The following is a 15,733-nucleotide window of genomic DNA, read 5'->3' as shown; positions in this document are numbered from 1 at the left end:
GAAGTAGGTTATACTTGGTATAATGATACTGGAGTGGGTGTAATGACAAAAAGACTGAATTCTTTTCCGCCGATAATACCAAAGGAGCCTAAAGTTCTTATTCTTGGTTCCATGCCGGGGAAAATTTCATTAGAAAAAGGCGAATACTACGGAAATGCCCGAAACCACTTTTGGCCAATTCTATTTAAATTGTTTAAGGTTGAACCTATAGAGGAATATGAAAAAAAAGTAGCATTCGTAAAAGAACGGGGAATTGCATTATGGGATTCGATTGGTTCCTGTTATCGAGAAGGAAGCTTGGATTCGAATATAATGGATGAGAATCCAAATGATATTACTGGGCTGTTAGACAAGTATCCAACGATACGTTTAATTGCATGTAATGGAACCAAGTCATATAATACATTTAAGAAAAATTTTAATTCAGAAGATCTTGGAGCGATTCGTATTATAAAATTACCGTCCACGAGCCCTATCCCGGGAAGGTATACGAAATCGTTTGAAGGAAAAGTAGTGTCTTGGAGTGAAATTTTAAATCATATCTAAGTACACTTCGTAATAAGATTGATAATGGGTCTTAAAGAGAAGTTTAGGTGAATCGAGTCGTAAGGGGGGACTTACGACTCGGACGGTTTCTTACAAGGTAGAGGTGGCCCTGACTAGGGTACGAAAAAAAGCAATTATCCTGAGCGATTGAATCGTCAGGATGATTACTTTTTTTCATGGCTGTTCACAATTAACAAGACGAGCGTAGCAAATGCGAACATTAACTCAAGCACTTTGTCAATTGGTATCACAGGCTTCAACCCCTTTCGTTAGGGTTTAAGCCACCATGTAAAAAAGTTGAACTTTTTTACTGCTTCTGCCTAAGCATACTCTGCAAGACCTATCTATTAGATTATACTATACAAATATTATAAAAAGTTTAAATTATTTAAAAATGATAACAATTTCCTAGAAATTAACAGCTATTTATGAGTACATAGTAGAAGTGAATGTTTATCATCTAGGTCTTGTTAAGGACAATATAAGGCAATTGGAATAAGCTTTCAATGGTTGTTTTTTTATAATCGCTTGATTTATTAAAAAATTATCCGTATAATGAATTTAATTTCGTAATAAATTAAAAAACGTTGATGGGGAAAAGTAAGATTTCCATTTTTTCAAAGAGAGCTCCAGCAGCTGAGAAGGAGCAAAAAAAGAAATCTGAACAATGGCCTCGGAGTTTCGTAGCTGAAACTATTGTTATAGAAGTAGGTTCCGGCGAGATTTGGTACTCGTTATCCATACCACAGTATAAAGAGTGGTTTAGCTTTTCGTACTTGATGAGGCTGTATGTGTGAGCATACGGTGAAGTAAGGTGGTACCACGTTCATTCAACCACGTCCTTACCGTTTATTCGGTAATGACGTGGTTTTTTAATGCGCAAATAGGAAAGTATAATGCATTTAGGAACTCGCTTAAAAGCTTGCAATCCAAAATATAAGGAATTCTAAGAAAGCAACGAACTTTTTCCAAGAATCCCTTTAACGAATGACAAGTTTTCTATTAAAAAAGTGAATAATTAAGCGTATAAACGATAAAATGGAGGGTCAGAGAATGAGCAAAAATTTAGTGTTGCAAACAGATTTTGGAGTAAGTGACGGGGCAGTAAGTGCAATGAATGGAGTAGCTATATCCGTTGATCCAGCTATTCGTATTTTTGATCTGACACATGATATTCCGCAATACAATATATGGGAAGCATCCTATCGTTTGTACCAAACGATTAGTTATTGGCCAAAGGGGACTGTGTTTATTTCCGTTGTCGATCCAGGAGTCGGAACAGATCGGATGAGTGTTGTTGTAAAAACGAAGGAAGGTCAATATATTGTAACCCCGAATAATGGAACCCTAACCCATATAAAACATAGCATTGGAATCTCAGAAGCACGAGTAATTGATGAAAAAATAAACCGGCTCCCGAACTCTGGAGAATCCTATACGTTCCATGGGCGAGATGTATATGCATATACTGGAGCAAGGCTCGCTGCAGGTGTTATTTCCTTTGAAGAGGTTGGTCCGAGTGTTGCTGCCCACGAAATAATTGAATTACCAAGGACAAAAGCTAGAGTTAAGGATGATACAATTAAAGGAAATATTGATATTCTTGATGTTCGTTTTGGTAACCTATGGACGAATATTAATCGTGAACTTTTTATCGAAGCAGGAATTCAATATGGTGATACATTAGAAGTATCCATTCAAAACAATACACGACATATATATAAAAATATGATGCGATTTGGGCGTTCGTTTGCAGATAGTCGATTAGGCGAGCCGATTGTGTTTGTGAATTCATTAGATAAATTAGGGGTAGCTATTAATCAAGGTTCCTTCGCTAAAGCGTACCATATTGAGACCGGCGCAAATTGGATGATTAGCTTTCGTAAAGTTTAAACTACAAGTTGTTTGTGAATTTTCAAATGAATGTTTTTCTGATATGTTGTAAAAGAAAAAGGAGATGTTAAACGTTGACTAAAAATCTATCATTACAGGAACAATTGCTTGAGCAATATGATAAAAGCTATGAAGGACATGGAATATCGGGTGAACGAATCGCTCATCGTTTAAGTGAACTGTCAAAAATTGGCCTAACCGCCGATAATGGTTCCAACCGCCCAGGTTTTTCTTTAGCAGAAAAGCAAGCGAAGGAATTAATCAAAACATGGATGCTAAAGGCTGGACTTTCAGTTTCGGAGGATGGAGCTGGAAATGTGTTTGGCAGATTAACTGGTGAGGAAGATCATCTGCCAGCTATCATGAGTGGATCTCATGTTGATAGTGTTCCAAATGGTGGTCATTTTGATGGACCGCTTGGTGTTTTAGCTGCGCTTGAAGTGGTAGAAGCTTGGAAGGAAATTGACTATCGCCCAAGAAAGCCATTTGAGGTTGCTATTTTTACAGATGAAGAAGGCTCCCGATTTAACAATGGATTAAATGGTAGTGAAGCATTGATTGGGAAAGCGAATGTAGAGGAGAAAATAGAACTGCAGGATGAAGAAGGAAGAAGCTTTGCAGAGGTTTTACAGGATGTAGGATTATCTGTTCAAGGTTATGCAGAAGCGGGTCGGCAATTAGATGAAATCGAGTTGTTTGTGGAAGTACATATAGAACAAGGAAAACGATTAGAAAAGGAAGAGCTTCCATGTGGAATTGTTACAGGGATTGCGGGCCCATGCTGGCTTGAATTTACCTTTGATGGAGATGCAGGGCATGCAGGCAATACACCAATGGATGACCGGAGGGATGCGTTAGTTGCTGCAAGTGAATTTGTGATGAAAGTCAATAAATTGCCAAGACAAATAAATGATTCTGCAGTGGCTACCATAGGTAAACTACTGGTTGAACCAAACGGGGTAAACGTTATTCCTGGAAAAGTAACCCTCTATGTTGACATTCGGGATATATACAAAGAAACACGTGATGAGCTAGTAAATTGTGTTCTATCACTAAGTAAGGAAATTGCAGATACGTATCATATTCAAGTGAACCATGAAGAAAAAGTCCGTGTTCATCCGGTTCCGATTGCAGAAGATATTCAACAAGTTTTAGAACAAGCGTTATTGGAGCATGGAATTTCACCCTATAAATTACCAAGTGGGGCAGGTCATGATGCAATGATCCTAGGCGAAAAAATACCTGTAGCCATGATTTTTACACAAAGTAAAAATGGAATTAGTCATAATCCTGCTGAATGGTCGTCTTTAAGTGACTGTGTACAAACAGTTCAAGTGCTCAAAACATTTGTGGAAAGCTTGCAGCATGACAGAAGGTAGACTTGCTTAATGGACATTTTTTGGCTGCGTTTTGTACTGTTTGGCCTGATATGGATTATGATGATTTTGTTCGATAGTATTAATACTGCATATAGTATAGGACTCTTTGCCTTAGCACTTGCATTATACTTTTTGATGTCTCTTCATAAAGGATTGTTTTTCTTATTTATCTGTCTCTCTTTTATAATTGGAATACATAGCTTTCTTTATGTCGATACGGTGATGCTCACGATTGTATTGTACGGTTATTGTTTAGCAGATGCAGCGGTTCGTTTAAAGCGAAGGGAATTGATCTTGTATCTATTATTTACGATTGTCGTATCGGCCATCCCCATTTTTAAGCTTGATATGTTTGATGTGCGCTTTGCGCTCGTATATCTCCTATTCTCCATGCTGCTGTTTTTATTAAATCGCCTTATTTTGGAGCGGAATGAGCAATGGGAAATTTATGATCAATTATTGGGAGAATATCGTAAATTGAAACGTATGAACCTGAAGGCAGAAGGCCATGCGCGACTAGAGGAACGGACTAAAATTGCCCGAGATATTCATGACTCTGTTGGACATCGATTAACGGCATTAATTATGAAATTAGAAATGCTCAGCATTGAAAAAAAAGATAATAGCTTTAACGAGCTTAAACAGATGGCGAAGGAAAGTCTAGACGAAACAAGGCATGCTGTTAAAGCATTAAAATCAGAAGAAAACGAAGGGATTGCAACTGTTGTTCATCTAATTCGAAAATTAGAGGCAGAAAGCCATATTTTAGTTCAATTTACGATGAAGCAAGGGGTATTATCGATCCCGCTTTCGAATGAAAAAAGTGTCGTTCTATACCGTGTTATCCAAGAAGCTTTAACGAATGCAATGAGACATGTCCAGTCAAGAGAAGTAAAAATTACGCTCGGAAAAACAGCAACAGAAGATATATCATTTGAAATTAGGAATGCTGTCTTTGAGCCAAAACCATTTCAGTTTGGATTTGGACTTTCAAGTATGAAAAATCGAGTGGAAGAAGTTGAAGGAAAGCTAACAGTGTATCAAACGGAAAAGCATTTTATCGTATCGGGTGTGATCCCAGGTTAGGAGGGGTATGATGTGGAATATTTTATTAGTTGAGGACCAGACGATTGTTCGTCAAGGGTTAAAGGTTATTTTAGAACAAGAAGAAAGGTTCAACGTATCACATCAAGCAGAAAATGGACAGCAGGCAGTAAGAATAATGGAAAAGCATTTAATCGATTTTATTTTGATGGATGTGCGGATGCCTGTAATGAATGGAATTGAAGCAACGCGAATTATAAAAAAACGTTGGCCAGATGTGAAGATTTTAATTTTAACAACGTTTAATGATGATGAATATGCGGTGCAGGCCCTAAGAGAAGGAGCAAATGGTTTTTTATTAAAAACCTCTGACCCCGCAAAATTAATCGATGCTGTACACAGCTGTATGAGTGGTGGATTAACGATTCATGATGAAGTGGCAGCAAAGGTAATGCCGCGGCTATTGCAGACAAGTGAAAAACCGAAGCTTGATATTAATTTTTCAGAGAGAGAACTTGCGATTACAAAACTCGTCGGTGAAGGAAGAACAAATAAGGAAATTGCGGATGTTTTATATCTTTCGATTGGTACAGTTAAAAACCATTTGACCTTGATTTTACAGAAAGCAGGTTTACGGGACCGAACCCAACTTGCGATTTATGCGGTAACACATGGGATTACGGATTAATAGAAATAGAGAGCCTAAAATAGTGTCATGAGATTGTTATAACTCTCCTGACTTGTTAGCTATCATCTACTTTATAATTTAGGGTAGGGCGAACGAGAAAGGTGGGGTTATGGATGCTTGATATTATTCTGGATGAATTTCATTTTTCTACGTTGTGGAATGGTGGAATCTTTTTATTTACAATGTTTGCAGCAATTATTTATTTTTTTCTTTTGCCTACTTCAAAGAAACATAGATGGTGGAAGTCGCTTGCTTTTGTAGTAGGACTAATTGTTATTTTTATTGCTAGTGCTAGTCCATTAAATGTTACGGGTAGAATTAAGTTTAGCACGCATAGCTTGCAGTTGGTTTTATTACTGCTTATTGCTCCACCGCTTCTCATTGCAGGATTTAAAACGGAAATATTAAAGCGGATGAAATCAATTGGAGGCATTAAGAAAGTAATTGTAATGCTTACGCAGCCTATTGTAGCTACAGTTTTATTTCAAGTCGTTTTTTACAGTTATCACATTCCATTCATTTTTAATTTCGCAAGACTTGATCTTTATTTAAATTATTTCTTTTTACTTGCACTTTTTCTTTCAGCTGTATTGCTCTGGATTCCGCTTCTTTCATCAAATCAGTTGTCCCGTGGACAAAAGTGGAAGTATTCATTCGTGAATATCGTATTGCTAGCCCCATTTAGTATGATTTTATTCTTTGCAAAGACTGGACTGTATGCGATTTATTCGGATATTAACTTGTTCATGTCTGCACTTGCTCTTTGCTTACCTGATTTAACAGATGTTCCTCCTGAATTCTTTACCTCACTTCTGCCTTTTGATCCAGTTCATGAGCAATGGCTTGGAGCATTATATTTCTTTGGTGGCATTTTGATCAGCTTTACGATTGTTACTTTTCTGTCAACTAAAAGGATTTAATGAAGGGATCCGCTTAAGAACGCTTAAGTGGATCTCTTTTTTTATGCGTAACAACATACGATGCCCCCTGCGTAATACGGATACTCTGAAAAATGATAGTTCAAGCGTGTGCCTTGTGTTTCAGTAATGGGTATTGCACTAATCATATTTATCGCAATAATGATAAATCTCGTATTACCCTAAACAATAAGTCCGAAATTAAAAGGCAAACCGAGAGAAAGGCTGTCTCGGTCGAATAAAACGGAAAAACAAGCAGAATCAACCGAGAGAATGTTTATCACGGTCTATATAAAAAGAACTCGAGAAGAAACCGACCGAGAAGGAGGCCAAACTAGAAGTTTCTCGTTACCAGTTAGCAAGTACCATCCATAATTGCATATTACAGCGCGTTTCTCACAACCACGAATGAACCCGATATTTAAAGAGTGACTTAAGTCATTTTATTATTTTCCTATTTCATGACCTCAGACAGTATATTCCCTCCCATAAATTTCGTAAACTAAATTTATGGGAGGGATTTGCATGCTGGAATTAGTGGATTTGTCGAAGAAATTTAAACAAATGGATGCTGTGAAAAATTTAAATATGTTTATTGAAAAGGGAGAGATTGTTGGGTTGCTTGGGCCGAATGGTGCAGGGAAATCAACAGCCATTTCCATGTTGTCTTCCTTAGTTGAACCGACAAATGGTGATGTTCGTTTTCATAATAAAAGTATAATAAAGCATCCTGCACCACTCCGAAAAGTAATTGGAGTAGTACCGCAGGAAATCGCGTTGTATGAAGATTTAACGGCAGAAGAAAATATGCAATTTTTCGGAAGGATCTACCGCCTTAGAGGTGTGCAGTTAAAAAATAAAACAGATGAGGTGCTTGAGCAAATCGGGCTAACCGATCGCCGAAAAGATATTGTAAAAACATTTTCAGGCGGAATGAAACGAAGGTTGAACATTGGTGTAGCGATGTTGCATGATCCGGAAATAATTATTATGGATGAGCCGACCGTTGGGATTGATCCGCAGTCTCGAAACTATATTCTAGAAACGGTAAAAAGATTGAATGAAGAAAAGCAGATGACCGTTTTATATACAAGCCATTATATGGAAGAAGTAGAGTTTCTCTGTGATCGAATTTACATTATGGATCAAGGAAATCTTATCGCTTCAGGGACAAAAGATGAGATTAAGCGAATTCTCTCTGCAGAAAAGACGATATCTATTAAAGCGGACCGTTGGAATGATGCGTTTATTGAAGAACTAAAGCAGAATCCAACGATAAATCGTGTAACTATGGGAGAAAAGGAAATAACCATTATTGTCCCAAGAGAAGTCAACCTATTTTCTAAGATTATTCGAATGGCAGAGAATGCGGAGCTTGAGTTGAATTCTGTCGATGTACAGACACCAACACTTGAAGACGTGTTTCTACATCTTACTGGAAGAGCTTTGCGAGATTAGGAGCTGGGATAAATGATAAGTCAAATTGTTAAAAAACAAGCGTTATTATTATGGAGAAACCCTGTTCAAATCCTCCTGTTGGTTGGGCTGCCAATCATCTTAATTGCTATTCTAAGTACAGCGCTTGGCAGCATGATGATGAGTGGGGGAGCATCGAATATTAATATGAAAATAGCATTTGTGGAGCATGGAGATGAGGATGAAGAAATTCAGCGGTTTCTAGGGGATTTGGAAAATAGAGGAGTGCCTCCAAAAGTTGTTGAAGAAATCGAAGCTGGAATCGAGCAGCTCTCACCTGTACAAATTTTAAAGGACTCGGTTTTGGGAAGTGGAGAGGTGAGTGAGTTTATTGAAATTCATGAAGTGAAGCCTTCAGCACTAACTGATATATGGAATGATAATTCTTATACGTCTGTTATAGAAGTCCCAGAGAACTTCACCTATGAATCGTTAGAATACATGGTCCTCGATAATAAATCTCAGGCGGTACTTGAAATTTCACAAAATGATGATCATCAAATTGGTCCAATGATTGTAAATGACATCGTAGAACAATTTCAAGAGCAGCTCACATTGGGCACGTTTTTACAAAAAAATGGAATTGACCAACAAGCTATTCAATTGGAGGAAGGAATGTTAACTGGTGAGGTTCTAACATTGAATCAGAAAAAACCAATCGGATCGCAGGAATATTATGCAGTTGGTATGACGGTGATGAACGTGCTCTTTATAGCGTCAACAATTGGAACGATTGCCTTTATGGAAAAAAAGATCCATGTATTTGATCGGATCATTTTAGGGAATATCTCGCGGTGGGAATATTTTATAGGTGTATTAATTTCTGGTACATTATTCAGTTTTATCCATTTGCTGATTGTCTACGGATTTTCTTGGGTTGTCTATGGTGTCAGGTGGCCAGACCTGCTTTCCTTTTTTACGGTAACCGCGTCTCTTGCAATTGCAGTAGGTGGTATCGCGGTATTGCTTACGGCAATTAGCTATCGATTTAATTCAGAAGCGATCACGAATTTCTTCGCTGGTATCGTTGTAACTATGATGGCGGTATTAGGCGGAAGCTTCTTTCCAATTGGGGATTCGTCTGCCTTTTTTCGATCACTAGGGAACTTAACACCAAACGGTGCTGGAATGTCTTCCTACTTAATGATTTTACGAGGTGATGGGCTTTCTGAAATAAGTCATCATATCCTATTTCTCGTTTTGTTTGCAATCACATCGATTATCATCGCTGCAATTAGTTTTCCTAAAAGGGGGGCATCCGTATGATTGGAATCCTGCAAGCAAAATTTAAGATGTTTTTAAGAAATCCTTGGACGTTTGTGCTTTTTACCGGAATGTCAATTGGCTTCGCACTTATATTGGGCGGCAGTGGTCTGTCAACCATACGTGTTCCAATCTATGCGGAGGATGAAGCGATGCAGCAGTCATTCATTAGTGAAAAGCTGGAGGAGTCAGATGCATTCATATTTTCTTGGATGACAGAGGAGGAATTAAAAGACGAAATCTCAAATGGCAGAGCGGAGATGGGTGTTATTCTTTTAGAGGATGACTACCGCTTTATCGTTGGGGTGGATTCTCCTAATCGTTCAATGCTAGAACAAACGGTTAGAGCTGCGTATGTAGAGATGCTGCAACAGGAAAATATTTTAGCAGCTGCTGATGCAGATAAAGAAGTCGTTTTAGAAAACTTACAAAAAACAATGGCTTCGCCTGTATTCGAAATTCATCAAAGCAGCTTCAGAAACTCCGATGCATTTGTCTATGATAATACGTTTCATAGGTTATTTGGATTTACTTTGTTTTTCGTCATTTATACAATTTCCTACAATGTACTGCCTATATTAGTTGAGAAGAAAGACGGCTTATGGGATAGAATGATCTTATCGCCAGTAAAGAAATGGGAAATGTACGTTGCCAATTTAATTTATAGTTTTTTTGAAGGCTATTTACAAGTCCTCATTATCTTTCTCATTTTCCGCTATTGGGTAGGAGTTGACTTCCATGGCAGGTTTTTAGAAACGTTGCTCGTTCTTATTCCGTATGTGTTTTCAATTGTTGCATTATCGATTTTCATAACGGCATTGGTGAAAAACGCACAGCAATTTAACGCAATCATTCCAATTATCTCCGTGAGTATGGCGATGATTGGTGGTGCTTATTGGCCAATTGAAATTGTCGAATCTGAGTTTCTGCTTGCATTATCGAAAATTAATCCGCTCACTTACGGTATGGAAATTTTAAATGGAATTGCTGTTTATGGTTATCCTTTAGAGCAAGTATTGTTTCCAATCAGTATTTTACTTTTAATGGGAGTTGTCCTGATGGGAGTGGGGATTCACTTGATGGAAAGGCGTCATGTTTAGTTGGATAGGAAGCAGGAAGTTTGTCGCATGCAAGGTTGAAATTGTTTTCAGTCTATAGTCTCTAATACCCCTCAAATTTTGAGAACAATTACGAATAATATAGTATGAACTGTAATAAGAATAAATAGTTAGATTCCGAGTATTATGTGCTCGGAATCTAATTCATGTACTTCTATAAGAGGTTGTTCAATAAAAATAGTACGGGGGATAAAGATGACATTAGAGAAGCAACTAATTAATAAGTGCTATTATAAAACACTTACGGAGGGCAGTGAAAATGAGCATCCAATAAAGGTTTTGGGAGAATTGTCTATTCTTGAGCAACAGAAGGAAGTGAACGATTTATCCTATATCCGCTTTGCTCAGGGAGAGGTATATTTTCAAAATAAAGATTACGAAACAGCGATTTTTAAATGGGGAAATATTCATAATGAGCTAATGCCATGGGCGCAGAAAAATATTGCGGATGCAAATTTCGAACTGGATTTTCTTGAAATTGCGGAGGAATATTATAAACTTGTTGAAACCGATTCGGATGATTTAAAAGTGGAAGTGCTCTTGCAACTATTTTCATTATACATACAACGTGACAAACTTGAAATGGCAGCTGATTCAATAAAGAACGCAGTTGAATTAAACCCGGATTACCCGAATGTAACCGATATGGCGCGTACATTCTTTGAGGAACAAAAAGACTTTGCGAGCGGAGTTGAGTTAGCTGTAGCTGAAGCGATCCGAACAGAGTCTCTATTTTGGTTTGAGGTTTTGGAGGAGTATGTGAAAGATGGGCATACAACAGCAATAGCACCAGCGTATTTTCGGGAATTATTAATGACCTTGTATTTGGTCAATCAAGTGCGTTTCGAAAGTCTCGTTGCAGCGCTTTGGGACAGTTACAAACAGAATGATTTGTATTTCCAATGGCTGAAGGAAATTAACTATCTTCTGTTAGATATAAATCCAAGACGATCCTTGAATTGGCAAGAGCTTTCGAAGCAATATAAAGAAGCGTATCTGGAATTAATGAATGGTACTTATTTAATAAAGGAATTGTCTGATTATATACCTTTCCACTTAACCAATTGGATGAAAATAGCTACTGGTTCTGATATACTGGCAGCTTCATCGGCTGTGTTAGCATGGAATGAGCTGTTTCCTTTATTGATGGAGGATTCGGTAGTAAGTGAGGCTGAAGGCTTGGTAAGCCAGTCTTATAATAGCAAGCGTATGGGTGATATATTCCTTATTTTCGAATCCATTCGGAAGTGGGCGAATGGTAAGGACTTATCCATAGGAGAACGTGCAGAATCGATAATAGATGAGCTGCTTGATTCAAATAACTTTCACCTACTGGTTACAGGTAACGATGCATCCGGAAAAGCATCCATTGTAAATGGATTGCTTGGCAAGGAGATGACTGTAGCTTCCATCACCTCCACTGTCTTATTTAAACATGACGATCAAGAAGAAATTCATGTCATTACAGACCAAGAAGGAAAAAGAAAACTTGAGCTAGATGATTTCATGCAGATTGCAGAGAATGAACAGACACATATTCGCTGTAAAATGCCAATACCGTTATTGGATAAAAATAAACTTGCTTTAATTGATACACCGGTACTTGCCGATCAAAGAAAATCAAAAAAGGATGTAATTCCCTATCTTTATTTAGCGGATAGTCTATTGTTTGTTTTAAATAGCGATTCCATTTTGACTTATAATGAAATAGAGACGGTCGTCAAAATTAGGGAGCGTGTACCAGAGCTGCCGATTCATTTTCTCTTGCATAACATGGAGCAAAGCACGAACAAACTGGAGTCAGTGGAATGGATGGAGAAAACAACATCCTGGCTTCATACGTATTTTCCAAATGCTAAGATCCTCTCCTTCTCGCAATTTGAAGAGCATAGTAGCCAATTAGAAGCATTTATTCAATCCATTATGAATGGCTACAGCTTGGATGAGGGAAGCGAACGTAAAATTCTTTATTATAGTAAGCAATTGATTAAATTGCTGCCTAAAAAACGACTAGAATTGGAAAATAGCATTATAAATACAATAAAATGGAATGAAGAGATGATCACGAAGCTAGATGGTGCAGTTAATCAATTACGTGATACGGAAGAGGAAAAAACGCAGATTATTAAAAGAGATTATACTAAGATAGTGAATAAAGCAAGACAGGATTTGATGACAAGCATCCCTGATTTGCTGAAAGATTGCGCAGAATTAATTAAGGAAGACACAAATCTTGAAAATATACATGTGAAGCTAAATGATGAAATGAATAACCGGATTAATAAACATATTGATGAAACAGTCTTGCCTAAGTTACATGAAGAAATTCAAATATGGATTGCGAGTAGTGAAGGAGAATTCAGTGACTGTTGGGCATTATTAAATGAAACGAGCGTGAGTTTTAATCAGTTATATGAGGAAGAAAAGCTAAGTTTGGCCTGTGATTTTAAAGTGTTAGATGATTGGCGCCGTGATTTGGATCGCATGACGATGCGTAATGTACAATTGGAAAAGTTCGATATCATTAAAGGTTCTGCCTCATCGCAGTTATTTATGAAAAGTGCAGGAAAATTACTCGGCGCCATTTCACAAAATAAAGGAACGCTGCAAAATAAGTTTAAACAAAGCATTAAAAATAAGGATTACACAAAAGATGCACAATCAATTACAAATACGTTCATGCAGCAATTCGAGTTTTTTGGAAAAACACTGGAACGAGATATTACGATATTTTTCACAAACCCTTTTGACGAGCTGAATAGAGCGATAGAAGAAAACCAACAGGAGATTAAAGCTAATGAGGAGTCGCTTCATGATATGCGAAAAAATCCCGAGGTATATACCGATCCGCTTACACTATTTGAATTAAATATTCGTCAATATGAATGGATGAATCATTCGGATGAAAAAGTAGTTGAATATCGTTAAGCTTTTTATGCATTAAACATAACGCATGGGATTTCCAATGTTGGATATCTTATGCGTTATTTTGCCTATTCATAGTGTTGCAGCTCATGAAACAGGCTATTATCAATCTGGATATTTACAAACTATAAGACGCAAAACCGAAGGTGTACCAATATATGGTTATTCCATTACGAGAATTTTCTAGTATAATAGTCTTATAGTGCCTATTCAAAAAGGAGGATATATATTACAAAGTGAATTTCCATCCTTGTTTTGAACTTGTATATAGATAGAATCGAAAGGAGCGTTCGTGTGAAGTGGAAGAAACATTGGAAGAAAATTGTAACAGGAATCATTGTGATTCTGTTGATTATAGATGCTCTGGCAGGTTTATTCTTTTATAATCTGGCCATTGAACGAAATGTAAAAGATTTTTTAAATGGCAATGCGGACTTGGAAGTTTCTGCGGATACGATGGATGTTTTGCTTGCTGGGGATTGGCGTGATTGGTCGCGTGAGCAGGATTTTGAAATATGGGAAATGGAATCCCATGATGACCTGTCCTTGAAAGGCTATTATTTAGAGGCAAAGAAACCAACCAATAAAACAGTAGTATTTGCTCATGGCTACCTTGGTCTCGCAACGGACATGTCCTTATTTGGAGAATACTATTATGAAGAACTTGGCTATAATATGTTTACGCCAGATTTACGAGGTCACGGAGAAAGCGAAGGCGACTATATTGGATTTGGCTGGCATGATCGAATGGATTTAGTTGACTGGATTGATAGAATCATTGCAGAACTTGGAACGGATACTGAAATCGTCCTTCATGGCATTTCCATGGGGGCAGCTGCGGTATTGATGGCTAGTGGGGAAGAGCTCCCGAGTAATGTCAAGGCAATTGTTGCCGATAGTCCATATACGTCAGTGAATGATTTATTTGCCTATCAGCTTGACCGGATGTTTCACTTACCTGCATTTCCGATATTGCCAGCGACCAGCCTTGTTACGAATATAAGAGCTGGTTACACATTAAAAGAAGCTTCCGCGCTGGAGCAGGTGCGAAAAGCAGAGATTCCTATCCTTTATATTCATGGAAAAAGTGATACCTTTGTACCAACAAGAATGACGAAAGATCTATATGAAAATACAAATAGTGATGCTGAGATTCATCTTTATGATGATGCAAATCATGGGGAGTCTTTTGTTAAACATCGAGATTCATATATTGCAGTATTAAATTCATTTTTAGATCAATATATTCCATAAAAAAGAGGTTCTTCATAACGAGGACCTCTTTTTTTATGCATTCTATATACGTTTAATATAAAAAGATTTAAGGTATTTATAAAAATAAATGTATATTTATTAATATTTTTTTATAAATATACTTGCATAAAGATCGCGGTATAACTATAATAATGAATAATTCAAACTATATGAAGGAGCGGAATTAATTGAAGAAAGTAGCAATTATTGGTGGAACAGGTTATGGAGCAATTGAGTTAATCAGGCTGTTGCAGTTGCATGAAAAAATGCATGTAAAGAAAGTTATTTCCCATTCTCAGCATGGAGATTCGCTTGCTTCCATTTATCCACATTTGACGGATTTTATTGAAGAACCAATGGATGAGCTGCAAATTGATAAACTCGAAGAAGAAGTTGATATTGTGTTTTTTGCAACACCAGCTGGGGTGGCTAAAGATATTCTGCCACAGTTATCTAATTCAAAATTACAATGTATTGATCTTTCGGGTGATTTGCGTTTAAGTTCTCCAACGGAATATGAAACTTGGTACGGAAAAGAAGCTGCTCCACAGGAATTACTGGACCAAGCGGTTTATGGCTTATCTGAGCTTTATGCGGAAGAAATTAAACAGGCAAGCGTTATCTCTAACCCTGGATGTTTTCCAACATCGGCTTTGCTCGGCTTAGCGCCAGCACTGGAGCATCAGATTATATCACCACAAGGAATTAGTATTGATGGAAAGACCGGCATATCCGGTGCAGGAAGAACATCGACAGCTAAAACACATTTTTCAGAGACAAATGAAAATGTTACACCGTATAAAATCGGACAGCATCAGCATATTCCGGAAATTGAACAGTACCTATCGGATAAAGCAAAGACGCCAATTGCCGTAGCTTTTGCAACACATCTTATTCCTATGACAAGAGGCTTAATTTGTACCATGTATGGGCAATTGGTGAAGGAGACAACAACAGAAGAATTGCTTGAAATCTATCAATCTTATTACGAAAACAATCCATTTGTAAGAATACGAGAAGCGGGAGTTTTTCCTGCGACAAAGGATGTGTATGCAAGTAATTTTTGCGATATTGGAATTCATGTGGATGAGCGCAGTAATCAAATTATTATCGCTGCAGCAATTGATAATTTGGTTAAGGGAGCTGCAGGGCAAGCAATCCAAAATGCGAATTTGATGAATGGCTGGGAAGAGACAATGGGATTACACACAATACCTGTTTATCCATAGG

Annotated in this window: 12 protein-coding genes and 1 other annotated feature; all 12 genes read left to right on the top strand. The window is 37.5% G+C overall.

What is annotated here, in order from left to right; translation table 11 throughout:
- Nucleotides 1–42: 42 nt before the first annotated feature.
- The 12 genes from NST46_RS21025 to argC all read left to right on the top strand — a co-directional run bounded on the left by NST46_RS21025 (nt 43) and on the right by argC (nt 15,732).
- Nucleotides 43–546: a DNA-deoxyinosine glycosylase gene (locus NST46_RS21025; RefSeq protein WP_340003122.1), complete on the top strand. Its 504-nt coding sequence runs from the start codon at nt 43–45 to the stop codon at nt 544–546.
- A 578-nt stretch (nt 547–1,124) separates the two neighbouring features.
- Nucleotides 1,125–1,393, top strand: a binding site (T-box leader).
- 206 nt (nt 1,394–1,599) lie between these two features.
- The gene (locus tag NST46_RS21020; protein WP_341137711.1) at nt 1,600–2,439 is read left to right on the top strand and encodes an SAM hydrolase/SAM-dependent halogenase family protein; all 840 of its coding nucleotides are present in this window, start codon (nt 1,600–1,602) and stop codon (nt 2,437–2,439) included.
- Nucleotides 2,440–2,513: 74 nt separating this feature from the next.
- Nucleotides 2,514–3,818 (top strand): M20 family metallo-hydrolase, encoded by a 1,305-nt coding sequence (locus NST46_RS21015; protein WP_303448591.1) that lies wholly within the window; start codon nt 2,514–2,516, stop codon nt 3,816–3,818.
- 9 nt (nt 3,819–3,827) lie between these two features.
- On the top strand, nt 3,828–4,904 hold the full coding sequence (locus tag NST46_RS21010; RefSeq protein ID WP_095309853.1) for a sensor histidine kinase: 1,077 nt from the start codon (nt 3,828–3,830) through the stop codon (nt 4,902–4,904).
- 10 nt (nt 4,905–4,914) lie between these two features.
- Nucleotides 4,915–5,550, top strand: coding sequence for a response regulator transcription factor (locus NST46_RS21005; protein WP_341137710.1), 636 nt, complete (start codon nt 4,915–4,917; stop codon nt 5,548–5,550).
- 113 nt (nt 5,551–5,663) lie between these two features.
- Complete coding sequence (locus NST46_RS21000) at nt 5,664–6,470, top strand: cytochrome c oxidase assembly protein (RefSeq protein WP_303448588.1); 807 nt, start codon at nt 5,664–5,666, stop codon at nt 6,468–6,470.
- 522 nt (nt 6,471–6,992) lie between these two features.
- Nucleotides 6,993–7,925, top strand: coding sequence for an ABC transporter ATP-binding protein (locus NST46_RS20995; RefSeq protein ID WP_303448586.1), 933 nt, complete (start codon nt 6,993–6,995; stop codon nt 7,923–7,925).
- A 12-nt stretch (nt 7,926–7,937) separates the two neighbouring features.
- The gene (locus NST46_RS20990) at nt 7,938–9,209 is read left to right on the top strand and encodes an ABC transporter permease (RefSeq protein ID WP_303448584.1); all 1,272 of its coding nucleotides are present in this window, start codon (nt 7,938–7,940) and stop codon (nt 9,207–9,209) included.
- Nucleotides 9,206–10,306: an ABC transporter permease gene (locus tag NST46_RS20985; protein ID WP_303448582.1), complete on the top strand. Its 1,101-nt coding sequence runs from the start codon at nt 9,206–9,208 to the stop codon at nt 10,304–10,306. Before NST46_RS20990 ends, NST46_RS20985 begins: the two co-directional genes overlap by 4 nt.
- Before the next feature lie 213 nt (nt 10,307–10,519).
- Complete coding sequence (locus NST46_RS20980; protein WP_303448580.1) at nt 10,520–13,252, top strand: GTP-binding protein; 2,733 nt, start codon at nt 10,520–10,522, stop codon at nt 13,250–13,252.
- Nucleotides 13,253–13,543: 291 nt separating this feature from the next.
- Nucleotides 13,544–14,503 carry an alpha/beta hydrolase gene (locus tag NST46_RS20975; protein WP_095309839.1) on the top strand — a complete coding sequence of 320 codons (960 nt, stop codon included), beginning with the start codon at nt 13,544–13,546 and terminating at the stop codon, nt 14,501–14,503.
- Between the two features lie 188 nt (nt 14,504–14,691).
- Nucleotides 14,692–15,732 carry an N-acetyl-gamma-glutamyl-phosphate reductase gene (argC, locus tag NST46_RS20970; RefSeq protein ID WP_303448576.1) on the top strand — a complete coding sequence of 347 codons (1,041 nt, stop codon included), beginning with the start codon at nt 14,692–14,694 and terminating at the stop codon, nt 15,730–15,732.
- Nucleotide 15,733: the final 1 nt, after the last annotated feature.

This window comes from Oceanobacillus sp. FSL W7-1309 (assembly GCF_038002145.1).
Lineage (GTDB): Bacteria > Bacillota > Bacilli > Bacillales > Amphibacillaceae > Oceanobacillus > Oceanobacillus profundus.
Note: the sequence above shows the minus strand (reverse complement) of the source record. Positions and strands in the feature narration are given on the sequence as shown.

Excerpts from the sequence above, each read along its gene's own strand:
- NST46_RS21025 (WP_340003122.1), top strand. The coding sequence starts at position 43 with ATGACAAAAAGACTGAATTCTTTTCCGCCGATAATACCAAAGGAGCCT.
- NST46_RS21020 (WP_341137711.1), top strand. The coding sequence starts at position 1,600 with ATGAGCAAAAATTTAGTGTTGCAAACAGATTTTGGAGTAAGTGACGGG.
- NST46_RS21010 (WP_095309853.1), top strand. The coding sequence starts at position 3,828 with ATGGACATTTTTTGGCTGCGTTTTGTACTGTTTGGCCTGATATGGATT.
- NST46_RS21005 (WP_341137710.1), top strand. The coding sequence starts at position 4,915 with ATGTGGAATATTTTATTAGTTGAGGACCAGACGATTGTTCGTCAAGGG.
- NST46_RS21000 (WP_303448588.1), top strand. The coding sequence starts at position 5,664 with ATGCTTGATATTATTCTGGATGAATTTCATTTTTCTACGTTGTGGAAT.
- NST46_RS20995 (WP_303448586.1), top strand. The coding sequence starts at position 6,993 with ATGCTGGAATTAGTGGATTTGTCGAAGAAATTTAAACAAATGGATGCT.
- NST46_RS20990 (WP_303448584.1), top strand. The coding sequence starts at position 7,938 with ATGATAAGTCAAATTGTTAAAAAACAAGCGTTATTATTATGGAGAAAC.
- NST46_RS20985 (WP_303448582.1), top strand. The coding sequence starts at position 9,206 with ATGATTGGAATCCTGCAAGCAAAATTTAAGATGTTTTTAAGAAATCCT.
- NST46_RS20980 (WP_303448580.1), top strand. The coding sequence starts at position 10,520 with ATGACATTAGAGAAGCAACTAATTAATAAGTGCTATTATAAAACACTT.